Genomic DNA, 15,033 nt, shown 5'->3' on the forward strand with positions numbered 1-15,033 from the left:
TTTTCAATATTTAGAGCCAGTTTTCGAGCCGTTTCGGCTCACTCCCGTTCGCGCAGGAAAATCTGAACGCGCAACTGCCACAGAGCCGCCCGCAATCTGAACCCGGATCCTCATCGCTGCCCGGTGAAGTGGCGGCTGCATCGAGATTGTGATCGAACAACAACCGGGCGGACGATACATCGGCGACGTCACCGGTGGCGGTGACCGATGACAATATGCGGGCACCAGATAGGTCGGCTTCAGCTTTTTCGGGCATCCCCAGCTCCTGCGATGACTGATCACGCTCGACATTTTTCACACTATCTGGCATAAGCACAAACAATGAATATTAACGGGATGGCATCAATTTCGTTATGGCTGATCATCATCAAACCCTGCCGCCGCTCGAGTGGGTACGCGTCTTCGAGGCCGCAGGCCGACATGGAAGTTTCACGGCAGCAGCAAACGAACTCGGTCTGACCCAGGCAGCTGTCAGTCAGCGGATTAAAAACCTCGAATCGCAGCTGGGGGCGCAATTGTTCAATCGTCAGGCCCGTGGCGTTATTCTGTCAATTCAGGGCGAATCCTGGCTGCCGCACGTCCAGGCGGCGCTCAACCAGCTCCTGCACAGCACAGCCAATCTGTTCGAGTTGCCGCGTCGCAAGGTTACGATTGCAGCATCATCGTCAGTTATCGAACTTTGGATTGTGCCGCGACTACACCGCATCATCCAACAGCTGCCGCACGTTCAGTTGTCATTTGAGACAATTCAGCACCTGCCAGACTACGAACGCTCAGAAGCTGACCTAGAAATCCGCTTTGGCGAAGGCAATTGGTTTGGACGCGACGCGGAGCGGCTCTACGCAGAGGAACTTGCGCCCGTTGCCTCACCCTCCCTGGTAAATATTGTCTCAGGGAATTGGGAGGCATCGCCAAGGATTGCAACATCCGGACCGCGTGACGGGTGGAGAGATTGGTCGCTTGCAGCAGGAGCGGACATACAGCCCGCTCCGACACTGCGTTTCGACACATTCGTGCAGGCATTGAGAGCGGCCGAAGCAGGTGCAGGCGTTCTGCTTGGATCGCTGCCACTTTGCGAGCACTCCATCCGAACGGGGGGCGTTATTTGCCTTACCGATCGTTTGCTGCGCATGGAGGCGGGCTATTGGATCACCTGGGCACGCAATCGCCCAACGTTCGCTGAACGAGGACCTTTGATAGAGATTCTCAGGGCCTGAACAACAGGCGTGGATCCATAACGGACGCAGAGAAAGCAATGAGCAGCCTTCCGCGCGGAGGTACGAAATGTCGGTCTTGAAAGGATTTGAGCCGTCATTCCACGATCAGAATTGTGAAGATTGTTTAGAGATGCACCATATTCGGTCCATCGAAAGTGCGGCATTCCTGAATTGCTCGCTCCGGCGAGATCGCTCACGGTCTTACTAGGAGCATCTACCAGCGCAGAAACCGCTTTCCGGCGACGTAGCTGATCGTCACGACGATAAGAGTGGCAAGGGGATACCAGGTCACGACGAACAACGGACTGTCGTCGAAGCAGTTCATGGCGTAAAGGGTTGCTGCTATACCGACGGAAACAAGACCTGTCAGTGCACCTGCCCGCCCTGGGTTTGCCGGTGCGCCCTGGCGCATCGCAAGAAAAAGGAAAACTCCCGGCAACAGCGAAAGCGCGGGAATGATCGTCAGGCAATGCAGTGCATTATGTCCGATCATCTTTCTCAGCCAGAGATCCGAAGGCGTCACGAACAATTCAACGACGGTCGCCGCAACAAGTAGGAGCGGTGCAAGCAATAGCAGCCAGCGGCGAATACCCAGGTTGCTGCCGGGCCGAACCATCGGTCCGATCAGCGACACGGCTGTGGTGAACAAAGAAAGTGTCACCACAAACTTGAAAAGGAATCTGGTCGTCTCGACCGCCTGAGAGATGTCGTGCCTAAATCCCAGCGTTGAAAAGAACGCCGCGGAAGCAATCAGTGCTCCAGCCACAACCGCGCCCGTCAACGCGAACGTGAGATTGATCGGCCGCCGTGTATCCGCTGCTATCAGACTGATCAAATCTTCCGTCTTCACACGACCTATTCCCAATTCATGATCCGAACGCACGGATCCCGCCGATGACTATTCCCAACCACTGATATGGTGTTCCGAGACGAGGGCATCAATCGGCTTGTTGTCGCGCCTACATGTGATTGATTTCGTCATTCGACCATGCACCTCATCTGACAATATTCGAAAGCCGCATATCGACCAACAGCACACCTTGGATCGCCCGACCGAAATCCGCCCACCTCCACTGTCCGTCTCAAGAGCCGAAAAGAGACATCGTTCCCTGGCCTACCAGCGCAGCATATTTCGTCCAATCAAGGCACCGGTCGCAACGACAGTCGATATGGCGATGGGATACCAGAGAAGCACGAAAAGCGGGCTGTCGTCGTTGCAGTTAGCCGCGTAAAACGTCGCCGCAATCCCTGCCGACATCAGACCGGCCGTCGCGCCGGCAAGGACCGGCCTTGCTGGAGCTCCATGCCTCAACGCGGTGATAAAACAGGCCAAGGGGCCAAGGGAGAGCGCTGGAATGATCGTCAGGCAAAGCCTCGAATTGTGCCCTATCATGCGCGCAGCCCACATCGATGACGGCATGACCGAGAGCTCGAATACCGCCGCACCTACAGCCAGGATCAGCGGCACCAGCAATCCCCAGCTCTGCAGCCGCAACGATAGCCCTGGCTTACCAATGCGGAACATGACCAGGCCGCCGCTAACCGCCAGCGCAATGGTGATGGCGAATTTAAACAGGAAGCGACCCGTATCGATTGCCGTATCTATGTCCGCTCGGAAGCCGATGACCGAGAAAAATGCGATAGCCGCAATCAGGACCGCAGCAATCGTCGCCTGCTGAAGTAGATGGTTGAGGTGGGAGCGAACCGGCGCATCCTGGACAATCAGCGCAATGAGACTGCTTGTTTTCATTTCAGCTGCCCCGAATAGAGAGCGGACAATGCCTTCAACGCTCTATGGAGCGATACGCGCACGGCCACTTCCGTCATCTTGAGGCGCTCTGCCGTCTCGCGCACGCTCGAACCTTCGACCGAGATCGACTGTACGATCGTTTTCTGCGGATCCTTCAGCTGTCCCAGCATCCGGTCGATGTCCATGCGATCGGCGGCATCCGTGCGTTCGTCGCTTTCAAGCGTCGCGATGACGTCCTCCAAGGGAATGCTGACCCGCCGTCCCCTCCGCCGGAGACTGTCGATCAGCTTGTTGCGCACAAGAGTCGCCATCCACGGCCCAAGAGGCCGGGTCAGATCCCAGGTACCTCGCTTGAGATGTATAGCCAGCAACACTTCCTGAACCACGTCCTCGGCCTCGCTTGTCGGCGCGCCGAACTGTTCACACCGCTTGCGGGCGATCACGCGCAGATGCGGTGTGATTACCGTCAGCAGTTTGTGGTAGGCCCGGCCATCGCCCGCAATTGCGGACCGCATCCAGGAAGCCCATTGTTCTTCGCGCGCCAGATCTTTCATCCGACACACCCTATCTCGGCGAAAAAGGGGTAGTTGTTACAAAAGATTCCGTATTTTTTTGGAGAGGACACGAGGTTGTAACCTTGAGATCCTGCAAGGAACTGCGTTTCTTCATGATCAAGCCGATTCCAGTTGCTTTGGTGCATCGGGCTCAAGGAGCGCGAAGATGGGCCTGACGAGCCCCTCCAGGAGCTCCTTTTCAGGCCGGGTACGTGCGAGAACCCGCACGCCAAGGAGCGCCCCCAAGAGCGTACGTGCGAGGTCTGATGCAGCCTGGCGATTGCCGATGCTGCCGTCTTCCTGCCCCCTTCGGATACAGCGCAGAAAGAAACCCTCGACTTGAACGAGGACGCCTGCCACGACGCGCTGAAATTCTTCATCATGCGGTGCAACCTCCAGAGCGGAATTAACCAGCATGCAGCCTTTCCGCTTGGTATCGCTCAGGGAACGGGCGATGATCTCGCCAAAGAATGCGCCGATCGCCTCGCGAGGCGGCTTCGATTCGAAGCGGCCGACGCGATCCACAAAACTATGCTCGACATAGAAATCCAGAGCCCTGCGATAGACCGCGCGCTTGTCACCAAACGCATTGTAGATGCTGGCGGTCGTCAACCCCATCACCTGGGCAAGATCGCGGATCGATGTCGCTTCATATCCCCTTTCCCAGAATTGCTCGACCGCCAGCTCCAGCACTTTTTCTTCGTCGAATTCTCTTGGCCGGGCCATAGCTTCGTCTCTCGGAAATTTGATCGCGCCACCAGCATGGCTGCCAACTTGGCGGGATACATTTTATAACGACTGATTTAAAATACAATTGCGTGGCCACAAAGGTTACGCACACTTTCGTTCACGCTTGCGTTTCCGCGCCAGAGAAGACGGATGGCCATTGGTCTCGTCAAGCCGAACGCAAACGCATCCCGATGCCCCAGCGTTCTCAATATCGAACATCCGCAGCCAGTGGGCATTCAACGCCCCGAAATAGGAGAGGATCATGACCCAACTCGCACTGTTCGTTCAACTGAAGGCAAAGGCCGGGAAGGAAGAGGAGGTCGCTGCCTTTCTCACCGGCGCATCCGCCCTGCTGCAACAGGAACCCTTGACCGTTGCGTGGTTTGCGGTTCGCTTCGATAGATCCACCTTCGGCATCTTCGATGCTTTTGACGGGGAAGAAGGACGCCAGGCTCACCTCAACGGCCCGATCGCCGCTGCCCTCGTGGCAAAGTATGACGACCTCTTTGAAGGACCGCTCGATATCGGGCAAATCGAAGTGCTGGCCGATCGACTTCCGGTGTGAGAGCACTCGTTCCGGCACCGGACGCGGCCAATTCCGGAAGCTCAGCGGCGCGGAAGCGCGGTGTCGAGAAAAACCATGACGTGTTTCCAGTTTTCGGCAGCACCTCGCGGATCCTCGTCGGTCCGCAGCGTCGATGATCCGTGCACGCCGATCGCCGGAGTATATTGAACCGCCCTGTGGCCAGGTACCGCTCTTGCCAGCGCCTCGCCGCTCGATACTTCGCTGCTGTCGGGTGCGGAGGTGATGAAGACCGGAATGGAGAGGCTCGCCGCCGCCTTCTCGATCGAATAGCCCTGGATATATTCGGCCGGAGAAAAGGCAAGCAACGCCTTCACCTCGGGATGCTGTGCCGCAACGATGAAAACGAGCGCCGATGAATAGCTCGATCCCCAGACCGCAAGCGGGCCTGAGTGTTTGGCATTGCCGTAGGCTATGGCGGCCTCCAGATCGGGAAGGGCGTCGGCATAGTCGGCACCGCCTCTGGCCTTGGCCGCCGTTTCATTGACGTGCCCCCAAAGATCGCCGCCGGAGCGCTGGTCGATCGCCAGGGTCGCAAAGCCCGCCTTGTTGAGAACAGGCGCCAGGGGCGCATACTCGTTTCGGTTGGAGCCTGCCATGTGAAAGAGCAGGATAGTGCCGCGCGGCTTGCCTTCGGCCTCGCGAAAATCCCCGTATATCTTCACGCCATCCTTCGCATCGAAGGATACCGGTTCGGCGCTTGCCGGAACAGCAAACATCGGGCTCAGCACCGCGACGGCGACGAGCAAAATGGACCGGAACGAACTCATATCTTCTCCCATACGAAATCATGGTGACGACACCCATACGGGCAAGAGTGCCTGCCTGTTACAATGGCAGGGGCAATCGCGGGGGCAGGAAGCCCCTCCGCCGATCACGAAGGCGTGAAGCTGTAACAACATCCGCCATACCGGCGAACTCTCGATATGCGCCTGGATGGTCCGGCGCGGTGCCGAATTGGGAGGCTTATCATGAAATATCCGGCCAGGATCGGCGGATCTGTCCTGTCGTCTTTGCTTATCGCTGCCGCAGCAACGCCTGCGGCGGCGGCTGACCATCAGCCGACGGTCGTGGAACTGTTCACCAGCCAAGGCTGCTCGTCCTGCCCGCCGGCCAATGCCAACCTCATCAAGATCAGCAACCGCAAGGATGTTCTGGCGCTCAGCTTCTCTGTGACATACTGGGATTACCTCGGCTGGAGGGATACGTATGGACGACCCGAGTTCACCGAGCGCCAGGTCACCTACGAGCCTTCTCTGAAACAGTCGGGTCCCTATACACCGCAAATGGTCATCAACGGCAGAGCGACGACCGTCGGAAACAATCTGCCTGAGATCGTGTCCCTGCTCGACGAAGCGCCTCGCCTGCGAGGCCCAAGTCTCACACTCAATCGGGATCGCATCGAAATCGGCTCCGGCTCCGAAGCTGGAGGCGCCGATGTCTGGCTGGTGCGATACGATCCCCGGATCGAGGCCGTTCCGGTCGCACGGGGTGAAAACAGCGGCACGACGCTGCAGCACACCCATGTGGTTCATCGCCTCGAGCGACTTGGTACGTGGGACGGGCATAGCGCCAGCTTCTCCCTGCCCGGGCCGGATGCCGGCTTGAAGACGGCGGTGCTGCTGCAGCGGCCAAATGGCGGGCCAATCCTCTCAGCCATTACGGATTGACGGGCCACTTCCGCTTTAGAACCCGACATTGAATTGCCGCTCGAACGGCGCGTTGCTCCGCTTATCTCGCCGGCGGATAGTTGGACGGAAATAGCGCTCGCTTCGTTTCCTCGTCATTCACGCGCTTGAAGGCATGGTCCTTGCCCATTTCGCGCGCGCGGACAACAGCCGGCCGCGCATCAATCGTCTCGAAAAACCGCTGCAGATTCGGAAAAGACGCGAGCGGATTGTCGCTTCCTTTGAGCACCCGCGAGGCCCGATCGAGCCAGCCCCAGGCCGACATATCGGCAATGGTATAGCTATCGCCGACGATAAACGTCCGCCCTTCGAGATGATCGTTGAGAACCTGATAGTGGCGCTCCGCCTCGCGACGGTAGCGATTGACGGCGTAGTCGAGTCCAGCAGGAGCGGCATGCTGAAAATGCACCGCCTGGCCGGAGAAGGGACCAAGACCGGAGGCGAGGAACAGAAGCCAGGACAAAAGCTCGGGCCGATCCTCCGCCGAACCGAGAAACCTGCCGGTCTTCTCGGCGAGATAGATCAGGATCGCGGTCGAATCGAAGACGCGGGCTTCCTTGCCTCCAGGACCATCCGTGTCGACGATGGCAGGCACCTTGCCATTGGGATTGATGGCCCGAAACCAGTCCGAATGCTGTTCGCCCTTGCTCGTGTCGACGGGCTTCAACTCGTAAGGGAGCTCGGTCTCCGCCAGGAAGAGCGCCACCTTGGCAGGATTGGGCGTCGGATGAAAATAGAAGCGGATCATCGATTGTCTCCCTTGGTTTGCTTGCGCCTGCCGCCTTGCTTGCCTCGAACGGCGATGGCAGGCAATGATCGCCGTTCATGGCTGGAAGTGCCCTCTTGTTGGCAATCAGCACCGTTTTATTCCGATCGTTTTAAAACATAAGCGAGCGCCGATCAAATTAAGGTTGGAAACCAAAGCGACGACGCTCAAAAAGGTTTGGTCACAGCAAGCCACGCAATCATCGCAAACGCGAGAAGAATGGCCGCGGGCGCTGCAGCGAAGAGTGGATGAACTGGCCTTTCGTCCCGTAACAGGCGTTTCAGCGCCAATCCTTCGAGGCTGTGCAATCCGGTTAGAAAGACGGCGGGGATCATCTTCAGCATGAGCCAAGGCGAACTGTCCCATCCGGCGCCAAAGGCCATGGCAAATCCCGCCATCCAGACGGTGGCGAGTGCCGGTGTCGTCACGAAGCCATCCCAACGCAGGAGCGCTTCTCCATACCGGCCCATCTCCTTGCCGCTCGCCCCCGTGGCAGCCATCCGCAAGGCAAAGGCCATCGCCAACATGCCGCTAATCAGCGTCACGACGGCAAAGACATGCAGTGCTTTGACGTAGGAGATACATCAGCCATCGGCCTTGCGGCTGTTGAGGAGATCGGGAATCTCGGCCAGCGAATGAACCGTGATATCCGCCGCGTTATCCAACGTCTCGGCCTTGCCGCGCATCAGGCTGAAAAAGAACCGCTCGTCCAGACCGGTGCCAGCTAACGGTACCCGAGGACTGTCTGCGATGGTGCGCGCCACCCGGATGACGGTGAAGCCAAAGCTCTTCGCGCCGCAAATATCAAATCCGTTGGACGATACGAAAGCCACTTGCCCGCGCGAGACGCCAAGCTCTTCTTCAACACGCATATAGGCGGCCGGAGCTGGTTTGAAGGCGCGTTTCTCATCGACGCTGAGGATATGGTCGAGCGCCGTATCGAGCCCGGATTTGGCGGCAAGCGTCGACAACATCTCAGGGCTGCCATTCGAAAGGATGACGCGCTGATAGGCGGCGAGCCGTCCAAGGCACTCCAGTACATCATCGTATGGCTTCAGATCGAGATAACTTGCGGCGACGTCCTCCAGAAGCTGTCCGCCGGCGCTGAGGTCAAGGGAGCGAAGGGTATACTCGAGCGAGCGGAGCGTGATCGACCAGAAATCCTCATACCGTTCCATAAGCGTGACCAGCCATGAATATTCCAGCTGTTTCATCCGCCAAATGGCGGTGATCAGGCTGCCGCGACCGGGAAATACGGCTTCGACGGCCCCCTCGACCGACTGGACATCGTAGAGCGTTCCGTAGGCGTCGAAAACGACTGCCTTGATTTCCCGACCGTCGATGGTCCTCTTCCTGGATGCTTGCATTTCGCCAGCCTCTCAATGTGCCGCCAAGGATGCCGGCATCAATATCAAGCTGTTACGGTCGTGGCCGGCTATAATTTTCAGCGGGATGCCCGCAGTCACCTTGATCGGCTCTGGAAACGGATGCAAGACCTGCAGCCAACCACCATCGGAATAGTCGTCGGGATGATTGGAAAACTCGATACCCTCTGCAAGATCGATCCTCATCCACTGCACGATCCCGACCGCCGTTCCATCCGCACTGACCGGAACATCGATGAGACGAATGTCTTCGGCATGTCTTGGACATGTGAGGTCGATGGTCTGAAGTTCGATATCAGGCGAGAGCCGCCTCCATTCCGTCATCGTGCCGTGAATCGGCAGGCGGTTGGCGGCAAGTCGCGTAAATTCCGATACGTCGAACCCGGACACCGCGCCCACGAACGCATAGTTGCCAAGCACATCGCTCTCAACCAGGCAACCAATGGCACTCGCTGCCCGCGGGATGATTGTCGCACCTTCGCTTATCAGGCGTGCATGGGCGTCTTCAAACGTATCGAGGACGCTCTCGGCCAAGAGATCACTCGACAGAATTTCGGAGACGAGAATGCCCGCGCGCTCCTGCATGTCGCGCCCGATAACCAGATCCGTCGATACCTTGTTGACCACGCTTACGCGGTTCGAAAGCCCGTTCTGCTCAATGATGCGTTCGGCCGTTTCCGCGATTACCGGCACCACCTCACACGCAACCACGTTTGTCGCGCCCGCGCGTGCCGCCATCATCGACAACAAGCCGCTGCCGGCGCCGATATCGAGTATTTGCACCGATGGGCCATGCTCGGCGATGGCCCTCTTGATGGCTGCCTCGAACGCATCGTTGCGGCGAACATCGTTCAACATCGGAATATGCCAGAACGGAACAATCCGCGACGTGAGGCGGCGCATCTGGTGTCGCGGCATGACGCTGTCCGGTTGAAGGGATACCACACGGCGAAAACCGGCAAGAGCATCGCCATTGCGATCGGCTTGAGCGAGAGCGACCGATAGATTGTTCAACACAAGCGGATTGTCGGGGGACGCTTTGGCGGCGAATTCAAAACATCTGATCGCCTCGTTCGTTTCCCCCTGTTTGAGGAGTAGCGCGCCCTTGCCAAGAAGGGCAACCAGATGATCCGGCTCGATGCGAAGCATGTCGTTCCAATAGGTGATCGCGGCGTTCGTATCTCCCCTCAAGGTCGCAATACCCGCCAGCAACGGCAAAATATCCGGCACGCGATATCGATGCTGCAGCACTTCAAGATAATAATGCTCGGCGCGTTCGATTTCGCCCGATGCGTGAAACTTCATGGCCAGACTCAACGACTCGCGCGCCTCGACGAGCGCCTGAACTTCGCCCTCTGCCTTCATTGAATGCCCCCAGCTAGCCTGTTTAAGTTCTCTCTGCCGCTACGTTCGGGCTGATCGCTTTGTTACAAGGGTTCGACAAAAAAGATGGGCGCCGCCCCAAGCCGATAGATGGAGATGCGGACTGTAGCCTTTCATCGACGCTAAACACTTGCCATGGGGGCTAGCATTCATGGCAAATCCCGTCTCGAACCATCGTATGGCGATCCCAATCGGGGATGGCGGGCCTCAGCGCACGAACCGCGACGTCAGAGAGTTGAGGCCCGAGAGCAAGCCGATAGCGACAACCGCAAAAATCACATAGCGCAGTTCTTCGAACGGGGTACCATCAAGGTAGTCCAGGCCATATTCCCAGATGATGACGATGGCGACGGCAGCCAATGCAGCGAGCGAAAGACCAAGCAAATGGCGCCAAGGGTCGCGCGCGTGGCCGGTCATGCGCGAGCTCCATCGGCAAAGCGCTCGACCTTGAAGATCAAAAGATCGTCGCGCCGCTCGATCGTTCCTTCAAGGACCACCGGCACGCTTGTCTTGTCGAGCAACCCCTTCGGCATGGGTCCGCCGTCCTTTGCCGCCAACAGGAAGAAGATATGCCCGTCGACGGGTGCAGTCGAAACGAAAACAGGCGGGACGCCGCCCGAAATGCAGAGATTGGCGCAGGCCTTGTGTGCAAGTCCTTTTCCCGGCTTCATGGCCCCGCCGCTGCATTTCCCGTCGCAAATCTCACCCGTAAGCCGCCATCGCCCGAGATCTTGTGGTGACGAGACGGCTGGCAGCACCGAACGCTGCACTCTCGCGGTCTTCAAGTCGTCCCCACCGCCGACCAACAGCATCTCCAGATCCCCGCGCTTGACGAAGATGCCGCCGACCTCAACTGCCTTGCCGGAAAGTGGCAGAGCGCGGTCGTCGACACCGAATTTTCCGGAGCCTCCGAGCATGATGGCACGGGCGGGCTGCCCCCCGTTTCCCGGCACTCGCAGGATCGGATATGGCGCCACCTCCATCCTGCCGATGAGATGTTCGCCGTGTAGTTCATCCGCATAGCTTCCAGCCCCAGGGCTTTCGGTGCTGAGAGACAGGAACACGGAAGCTGATGCCATTCCGGCGATGAAGAAGACGACGAAACCGATCATCAATGCCTTGACGTCAGCCGGCACCTTTTTGAAATAGCCGACAAAAAAGCCGCGTTCGGCGGGTTTCAGCATCATGCGCCTCCTTGCTTTGCAGGCGTTGCAGAAGCTGCAAGCAATTCTCCGGGGATGGGAAACGGTTCGAGTTTCGTGCCAAGCGGCAGGGGTTCAGGATCGACAAGCACGGTCGATCCCTTCAATTGCACGCGATATTTGCGGATGCGCTCTCGGAACGGCGGCGGCGAGCAGCCATCCTCGGGGCGATACTGGTAGCCGTGCCATGGACATGTGATGAAGCCGAGCACGACCTTGCCCTCGCCAACCGGTCCGTTTTGGTGCGAGCAGACGTTCGACACAGCCGATAGACCACCCTTGGAACGAAATATCGCAATGCGCTCCCCTCCTGGAGCAGCGCCGATAATTGCCCTGCCCTCGGCAATCTCGGAGAGATCGCCGACAACGATCCAGGGCTCTTCAGCGGCCTCTGCGCAAGCAGCGTCGTCGATTGATGTTTCACGGCGCCCGGCAATCAGATGCAGGGTGCAGAGCATCACCAGGCCACCGAGTGCCAAGAAGCCGAGGGCAAGATCGCGACGATCAAGCAATGCTCCAAGCGCCACATGCATAATGATGGCGGCATAGGCGAAATAGACGCTCATATGGATCGCCTTCCACAAAGGAGGCGTCAGAAAAGAGAGCCAGAAGTCGTGGCTGGTTACGGCAAGAACGGCCAGGATAATCAATGCGAAGACGCCGAAAAGTTCAAAGGGGAAGCCGACGACACTGGTGAAGCTGGTATTGCTGGTCAAAAGTGCCGTCAACGGCGGCGTCGGACTGAAGGAAAAATACCATCCGAGCACGTAATAGGCATGCGTCATCGCGATAATGGCGGTCATCACGCCGAAGTGGCGTCTGTTATAGAGCAAGGGGAGAAAACGCGTATCGATGCGAGATAGCGGACCTATCGCAAGCACGATGGTCAGCATCAGTAATGCCAGCGAGCCGAAGGCGCGCATGCGCTGCGTTGGCAGATCGACATCGCGCAGCGCAGACGAAAGCATTGGTCCGGCTTTAAGGAAAAGCAATATGTAGACGGCAACGCCGGTCAATAGGACACCGTCGTAGATCATCTTCGTTCGGTTCCAGATGACCGGCTTGTAGGATACGCTCACGGCTGCGCTCCTTGTGAGGCCGCGCCATCCAGGCGAACCGCCGGCGCATCGGCCGGCAGCTTCGGAGCGCTGGCGAAGACGACGCCAAGCAGCAGCGGCAGGGCAATCGCCAGGCCGGTCCAGATCACCGCATGAGCGCGACGATGTTGGCGCCGCATGCTATGCTCCTTCCTTCGTCAAGCGCAGCCACCGCCAGATAACGAGCGGCCACAGGAGAACAAGGCCGGGGACCAGCAGAGGCCTCACGGCATAGGCGTCATGGGCGCCGGGATCGACCTTGTCGAAACCGAAGAGCAGGAACGCGATTGCAACAGCGACACCAATGCCGGCCCATGACATCAGCGCTGCGGCGACTGGACCCGACGGATCGAACATGTCAGCCTCACACGCGTCCGGTCGCCGGTATGGCAGCACCGGTGACGATGCCTGCGGCCGGTGAGATGAGAAAGCCTATCAGCTTGGCAATATCGGCCGGCTGGACCCAGCCGTCCGTCTTCGCATTGGGCATCGCCGCGCGGTTTTGTGGCGTGTCGATCGTCCCGGGAAGAATGCAGTTGGCGGTGATGCGCTTGTCGCGGTTTTCGGCAGCGATCGCTTCCGTCAACCGGATCACAGCTCCTTTCGACGCGGCATAGGCCGCCTGGTTGGCTCCTGCCTTCAATCCCGGCGCAGCGGCGATGTGCACGATGCGACCGTAGCCCACCTCCTGCATCGGCTTCAGTACCGCTGCGCTGATGACATAGGCAGTACGGGCATTCATCTGGAACATATGGTCCCATTGATCGAGCCCCGTCTCTCCCACGGGACCGGTCTGAAAACCACCGACCGTATTGACGAGTGCGTCTATTCGACCGAACGCATCGAGTGCCCGTCGAACGGCCTCCTGACAAGAGGATAGGTCTGTCAGATCTATCCCGCCGAGCTCCAGAAAACTTGTACCCTCCCCGGCTGGCGGACTTGTCTGGGCAACGAGATTTCGCTCGACCGAGACGATCTTCGCGCTGGTTGCCAGCAACTCCCTGACAACGGCGTTGCCAAGATTGCCGGAGGCACCTGTCACCATCACAACGAGTTCATTCCCTGCAGTCTCTTGCATAGCAATCCCCTCTGAGCAGCGGACCAGAACGATCATCATACTCGATACGCTTCCACGGGGCATTTCGTTACATGCGTTGAAAACATTTCCGGTGGCCGACCGAAGAGCATGGCAGATTTTGCTGCCTCAGGAAAAAATCGCCCGCCGATGTAACGAACCCAGGCATGCAACCGTAAAGGCCTTTGTTGGAGCCACGCTTCGGATTTCGAAAATCTGGATGGCGATCCCTCCTCAAGGAGCAGATTCATGAAACGCGATGCATACGACCTCGTCACCAGCACAGACAGCACGGAGGCACACCGAGCATTTGAGAATGCCGTATTCGGAATTGCGGCGCACAGGCCGAATACCGCTGCGGCATTGCAGGCAACGCTTGCGGCTGATCCGGATCATGTCGCGGCACATGCCTTAAAAGGCTTTGCAAACCTCATACTGGCGCGATCCGAGCTAACCGTGGTTGCCAGCGCCACGCTCCAAGACGCGCAAACAGCCTTGATCAGAAAGAGTGGCGGCACATCCGATGAACGGATTCTTGTGATTGCGCTGGAAGCCGCTGCCAACGGCCTTTTCTCGACGGCAGCCGAATTGCTGGATGACGGCTTCACGGATCGCCCGGCAACGTTTCTGCCCTTCAAGCTGGCACAGGCACTCCGATTCATGACCGGCGATGCTGCCGGAATGCTGGTAGCAAGCACCCGTGCCGTGGGTCGCATCGATACTGAAGCAAACTCCGCAGGCTTCATTCTCGGTTGTCATGCCTTTGCTCTGGAGGAACATGGCCGCTATGCCGAAGCGCTGGAGGCTGGCCAGCGCGCCGTCGCGCTCCAGCCCGACGATTCCTGGGGCCTTCATGCCGTTTCGCATGTCTTCGAAATGCGGGGTGATACAAAGGAGGGGATCGACTGGCTCGAGGGCAGCCGCAGGGCATGGTCGCGCTGCAACAATTTCTCGTTCCACATGGCCTGGCACCTCGGCCTGCTGCATCTTGAGCGCGGCAATCACGAGCGGGTGCTTGAGCTCTATGACGACGAGGTTCGTCCGCAGCAGACCGATGACTTCCGCGACATGGCCAATGCGGTTTCTCTGCTATGGCGCCTCGAGCAATCGGGTGTCCATGTCGGCAATCGCTGGATGGATGTTGCAGAGATCGCCTACCGAAGGAGAAACGACACCACCCTGATTTTCGCCGCCCTCCACAATCTGGCGGCCATGGTTGCGGTTGGCGATCGGGCGGGCGTGGCCGAACTTGTCGCCGAGATCGACGCCAAGGCATTGGGCATGGACGAGCAGGCCCGGATCGCAGCGGAGATCGGTGTGCCGATGGCGCGTGTGCTTGCAGGCCTCGACGCACCCGCCGATCAACGCATGATCGATCGCATGGTTGCCAATCTCCCGAAGATCGGCGGCAGCAATGCCCAGCGCGATTTCTTCGTCCTCGCTTTGGCCAAGGCCGTGGGAGCCGGTGGCGACAATGCGGCCGTGACACGCATCGGCCAGATTCGACAGCAGCTGAAGGCTGACGACCAGCTCTTCAAATCCATCGAACGTTCGGTCGGCATGCGACTGTCGGCCTGAGATCAACCCGTCAAACAAGGAAAATC

20 protein-coding genes are annotated in these 15,033 nt (G+C 58.6%); 4 read left to right on the top strand and 16 right to left on the bottom strand.

The genetic code is table 11. From position 1 onward, the window contains the following. Positions 1–10 precede the first annotated feature (10 nt). Positions 11–256 (bottom strand): hypothetical protein, encoded by a 246-nt coding sequence (locus ACQZ6F_RS31990; RefSeq protein ID WP_449096203.1) that lies wholly within the window; start codon positions 254–256, stop codon positions 11–13. Positions 257–353: 97 nt separating this feature from the next. Here ACQZ6F_RS31990 and ACQZ6F_RS31995 point away from each other — a divergent pair, with 97 nt between their 5' ends. Further along, positions 354–1,217 (top strand): LysR family transcriptional regulator, encoded by an 864-nt coding sequence (locus ACQZ6F_RS31995; RefSeq protein WP_449096202.1) that lies wholly within the window; start codon positions 354–356, stop codon positions 1,215–1,217. 214 nt (positions 1,218–1,431) lie between these two features. On the opposite strand, the gene ACQZ6F_RS32000 is transcribed toward ACQZ6F_RS31995, so the two are convergent. From ACQZ6F_RS32000 to ACQZ6F_RS32015, 4 genes are all read right to left on the bottom strand, one after another. Next, positions 1,432–2,067 (bottom strand): NrsF family protein, encoded by a 636-nt coding sequence (locus ACQZ6F_RS32000; RefSeq protein ID WP_077472366.1) that lies wholly within the window; start codon positions 2,065–2,067, stop codon positions 1,432–1,434. A gap of 264 nt (positions 2,068–2,331) precedes the next feature. After that, positions 2,332–2,967, bottom strand: coding sequence for an NrsF family protein (locus ACQZ6F_RS32005; protein WP_449096201.1), 636 nt, complete (start codon positions 2,965–2,967; stop codon positions 2,332–2,334). Continuing rightward, a complete protein-coding gene (locus ACQZ6F_RS32010) occupies positions 2,964–3,521 on the bottom strand; it encodes a sigma-70 family RNA polymerase sigma factor (RefSeq protein ID WP_449096200.1) in 558 nt (185 codons plus the stop codon). The genes ACQZ6F_RS32005 and ACQZ6F_RS32010 overlap by 4 nt, the downstream gene beginning before the upstream one ends. Before the next feature lie 117 nt (positions 3,522–3,638). Next, positions 3,639–4,247 (bottom strand): TetR/AcrR family transcriptional regulator, encoded by a 609-nt coding sequence (locus tag ACQZ6F_RS32015; protein WP_449096199.1) that lies wholly within the window; start codon positions 4,245–4,247, stop codon positions 3,639–3,641. 265 nt (positions 4,248–4,512) lie between these two features. On the opposite strand from ACQZ6F_RS32015, the gene ACQZ6F_RS32020 reads away from it, so the two are divergent. Further along, positions 4,513–4,815 (top strand): putative quinol monooxygenase, encoded by a 303-nt coding sequence (locus ACQZ6F_RS32020; protein ID WP_174072975.1) that lies wholly within the window; start codon positions 4,513–4,515, stop codon positions 4,813–4,815. A gap of 41 nt (positions 4,816–4,856) precedes the next feature. Here the strand turns inward: ACQZ6F_RS32020 and ACQZ6F_RS32025 are convergent, their stop codons facing one another. Then, a complete protein-coding gene (locus ACQZ6F_RS32025) occupies positions 4,857–5,603 on the bottom strand; it encodes an alpha/beta hydrolase (protein ID WP_449096198.1) in 747 nt (248 codons plus the stop codon). 201 nt (positions 5,604–5,804) lie between these two features. Here ACQZ6F_RS32025 and ACQZ6F_RS32030 point away from each other — a divergent pair, with 201 nt between their 5' ends. Beyond that, the gene (locus tag ACQZ6F_RS32030; protein WP_449096197.1) at positions 5,805–6,503 is read left to right on the top strand and encodes a DUF1223 domain-containing protein; all 699 of its coding nucleotides are present in this window, start codon (positions 5,805–5,807) and stop codon (positions 6,501–6,503) included. Positions 6,504–6,564: 61 nt separating this feature from the next. Here ACQZ6F_RS32030 and ACQZ6F_RS32035 read toward each other — a convergent pair whose 3' ends face one another. From ACQZ6F_RS32035 to ACQZ6F_RS32080, 10 genes are all read right to left on the bottom strand, one after another. Further along, positions 6,565–7,269 carry a glutathione S-transferase family protein gene (locus tag ACQZ6F_RS32035; protein WP_449096196.1) on the bottom strand — a complete coding sequence of 235 codons (705 nt, stop codon included), beginning with the start codon at positions 7,267–7,269 and terminating at the stop codon, positions 6,565–6,567. Positions 7,270–7,454: 185 nt separating this feature from the next. Continuing rightward, on the bottom strand, positions 7,455–7,868 hold the full coding sequence (locus ACQZ6F_RS32040) for a CopD family protein (RefSeq protein WP_449096231.1): 414 nt from the start codon (positions 7,866–7,868) through the stop codon (positions 7,455–7,457). 3 nt (positions 7,869–7,871) lie between these two features. After that, on the bottom strand, positions 7,872–8,654 hold the full coding sequence (locus ACQZ6F_RS32045; RefSeq protein WP_449096195.1) for a haloacid dehalogenase type II: 783 nt from the start codon (positions 8,652–8,654) through the stop codon (positions 7,872–7,874). Positions 8,655–8,666: 12 nt separating this feature from the next. After that, entirely contained in the window at positions 8,667–10,037 is a 1,371-nt protein-coding gene (locus tag ACQZ6F_RS32050; protein ID WP_449096194.1) for a tetratricopeptide repeat protein, read from the bottom strand. A 225-nt stretch (positions 10,038–10,262) separates the two neighbouring features. Next, positions 10,263–10,472 carry a hypothetical protein gene (locus tag ACQZ6F_RS32055; protein ID WP_449096193.1) on the bottom strand — a complete coding sequence of 70 codons (210 nt, stop codon included), beginning with the start codon at positions 10,470–10,472 and terminating at the stop codon, positions 10,263–10,265. Then, a complete protein-coding gene (locus ACQZ6F_RS32060) occupies positions 10,469–11,242 on the bottom strand; it encodes a hypothetical protein (RefSeq protein ID WP_449096192.1) in 774 nt (257 codons plus the stop codon). Before ACQZ6F_RS32060 ends, ACQZ6F_RS32055 begins: the two co-directional genes overlap by 4 nt. After that, positions 11,239–12,336, bottom strand: coding sequence for a Rieske 2Fe-2S domain-containing protein (locus ACQZ6F_RS32065; protein ID WP_449096191.1), 1,098 nt, complete (start codon positions 12,334–12,336; stop codon positions 11,239–11,241). The genes ACQZ6F_RS32060 and ACQZ6F_RS32065 overlap by 4 nt, the downstream gene beginning before the upstream one ends. Beyond that, positions 12,333–12,494: a hypothetical protein gene (locus ACQZ6F_RS32070; RefSeq protein ID WP_169055417.1), complete on the bottom strand. Its 162-nt coding sequence runs from the start codon at positions 12,492–12,494 to the stop codon at positions 12,333–12,335. The genes ACQZ6F_RS32065 and ACQZ6F_RS32070 overlap by 4 nt, the downstream gene beginning before the upstream one ends. A gap of 1 nt (position 12,495) precedes the next feature. Next, entirely contained in the window at positions 12,496–12,711 is a 216-nt protein-coding gene (locus ACQZ6F_RS32075) for a hypothetical protein (RefSeq protein ID WP_449096190.1), read from the bottom strand. Positions 12,712–12,718: 7 nt separating this feature from the next. Beyond that, positions 12,719–13,432 carry an SDR family NAD(P)-dependent oxidoreductase gene (locus ACQZ6F_RS32080; RefSeq protein WP_234906291.1) on the bottom strand — a complete coding sequence of 238 codons (714 nt, stop codon included), beginning with the start codon at positions 13,430–13,432 and terminating at the stop codon, positions 12,719–12,721. Positions 13,433–13,678: 246 nt separating this feature from the next. Between ACQZ6F_RS32080 and ACQZ6F_RS32085 the strand changes: the two genes are divergently transcribed. Then, positions 13,679–15,007 carry a tetratricopeptide repeat protein gene (locus ACQZ6F_RS32085; RefSeq protein WP_449096189.1) on the top strand — a complete coding sequence of 443 codons (1,329 nt, stop codon included), beginning with the start codon at positions 13,679–13,681 and terminating at the stop codon, positions 15,005–15,007. The last annotated feature ends 26 nt before the right edge of the window (positions 15,008–15,033 follow it).

It is taken from the genome of Rhizobium sp. A22-96 (assembly GCF_053521805.1).

Bases quoted from the DNA above. Each gene is read 5' to 3' on its own strand.
- ACQZ6F_RS31990 (WP_449096203.1), bottom strand. From the start codon at position 256: ATGCCCGAAAAAGCTGAAGCCGACCTATCTGGTGCCCGCATATTGTCA.
- ACQZ6F_RS31995 (WP_449096202.1), top strand. From the start codon at position 354: ATGGCTGATCATCATCAAACCCTGCCGCCGCTCGAGTGGGTACGCGTC.
- ACQZ6F_RS32005 (WP_449096201.1), bottom strand. From the start codon at position 2,967: ATGAAAACAAGCAGTCTCATTGCGCTGATTGTCCAGGATGCGCCGGTT.
- ACQZ6F_RS32010 (WP_449096200.1), bottom strand. From the start codon at position 3,521: ATGAAAGATCTGGCGCGCGAAGAACAATGGGCTTCCTGGATGCGGTCC.
- ACQZ6F_RS32015 (WP_449096199.1), bottom strand. From the start codon at position 4,247: ATGGCCCGGCCAAGAGAATTCGACGAAGAAAAAGTGCTGGAGCTGGCG.
- ACQZ6F_RS32020 (WP_174072975.1), top strand. From the start codon at position 4,513: ATGACCCAACTCGCACTGTTCGTTCAACTGAAGGCAAAGGCCGGGAAG.
- ACQZ6F_RS32025 (WP_449096198.1), bottom strand. From the start codon at position 5,603: ATGAGTTCGTTCCGGTCCATTTTGCTCGTCGCCGTCGCGGTGCTGAGC.
- ACQZ6F_RS32030 (WP_449096197.1), top strand. From the start codon at position 5,805: ATGAAATATCCGGCCAGGATCGGCGGATCTGTCCTGTCGTCTTTGCTT.
- ACQZ6F_RS32035 (WP_449096196.1), bottom strand. From the start codon at position 7,269: ATGATCCGCTTCTATTTTCATCCGACGCCCAATCCTGCCAAGGTGGCG.
- ACQZ6F_RS32045 (WP_449096195.1), bottom strand. From the start codon at position 8,654: ATGCAAGCATCCAGGAAGAGGACCATCGACGGTCGGGAAATCAAGGCA.
- ACQZ6F_RS32050 (WP_449096194.1), bottom strand. From the start codon at position 10,037: ATGAAGGCAGAGGGCGAAGTTCAGGCGCTCGTCGAGGCGCGCGAGTCG.
- ACQZ6F_RS32055 (WP_449096193.1), bottom strand. From the start codon at position 10,472: ATGACCGGCCACGCGCGCGACCCTTGGCGCCATTTGCTTGGTCTTTCG.
- ACQZ6F_RS32060 (WP_449096192.1), bottom strand. From the start codon at position 11,242: ATGATGCTGAAACCCGCCGAACGCGGCTTTTTTGTCGGCTATTTCAAA.
- ACQZ6F_RS32070 (WP_169055417.1), bottom strand. From the start codon at position 12,494: ATGCGGCGCCAACATCGTCGCGCTCATGCGGTGATCTGGACCGGCCTG.
- ACQZ6F_RS32075 (WP_449096190.1), bottom strand. From the start codon at position 12,711: ATGTTCGATCCGTCGGGTCCAGTCGCCGCAGCGCTGATGTCATGGGCC.
- ACQZ6F_RS32080 (WP_234906291.1), bottom strand. From the start codon at position 13,432: ATGCAAGAGACTGCAGGGAATGAACTCGTTGTGATGGTGACAGGTGCC.
- ACQZ6F_RS32085 (WP_449096189.1), top strand. From the start codon at position 13,679: ATGAAACGCGATGCATACGACCTCGTCACCAGCACAGACAGCACGGAG.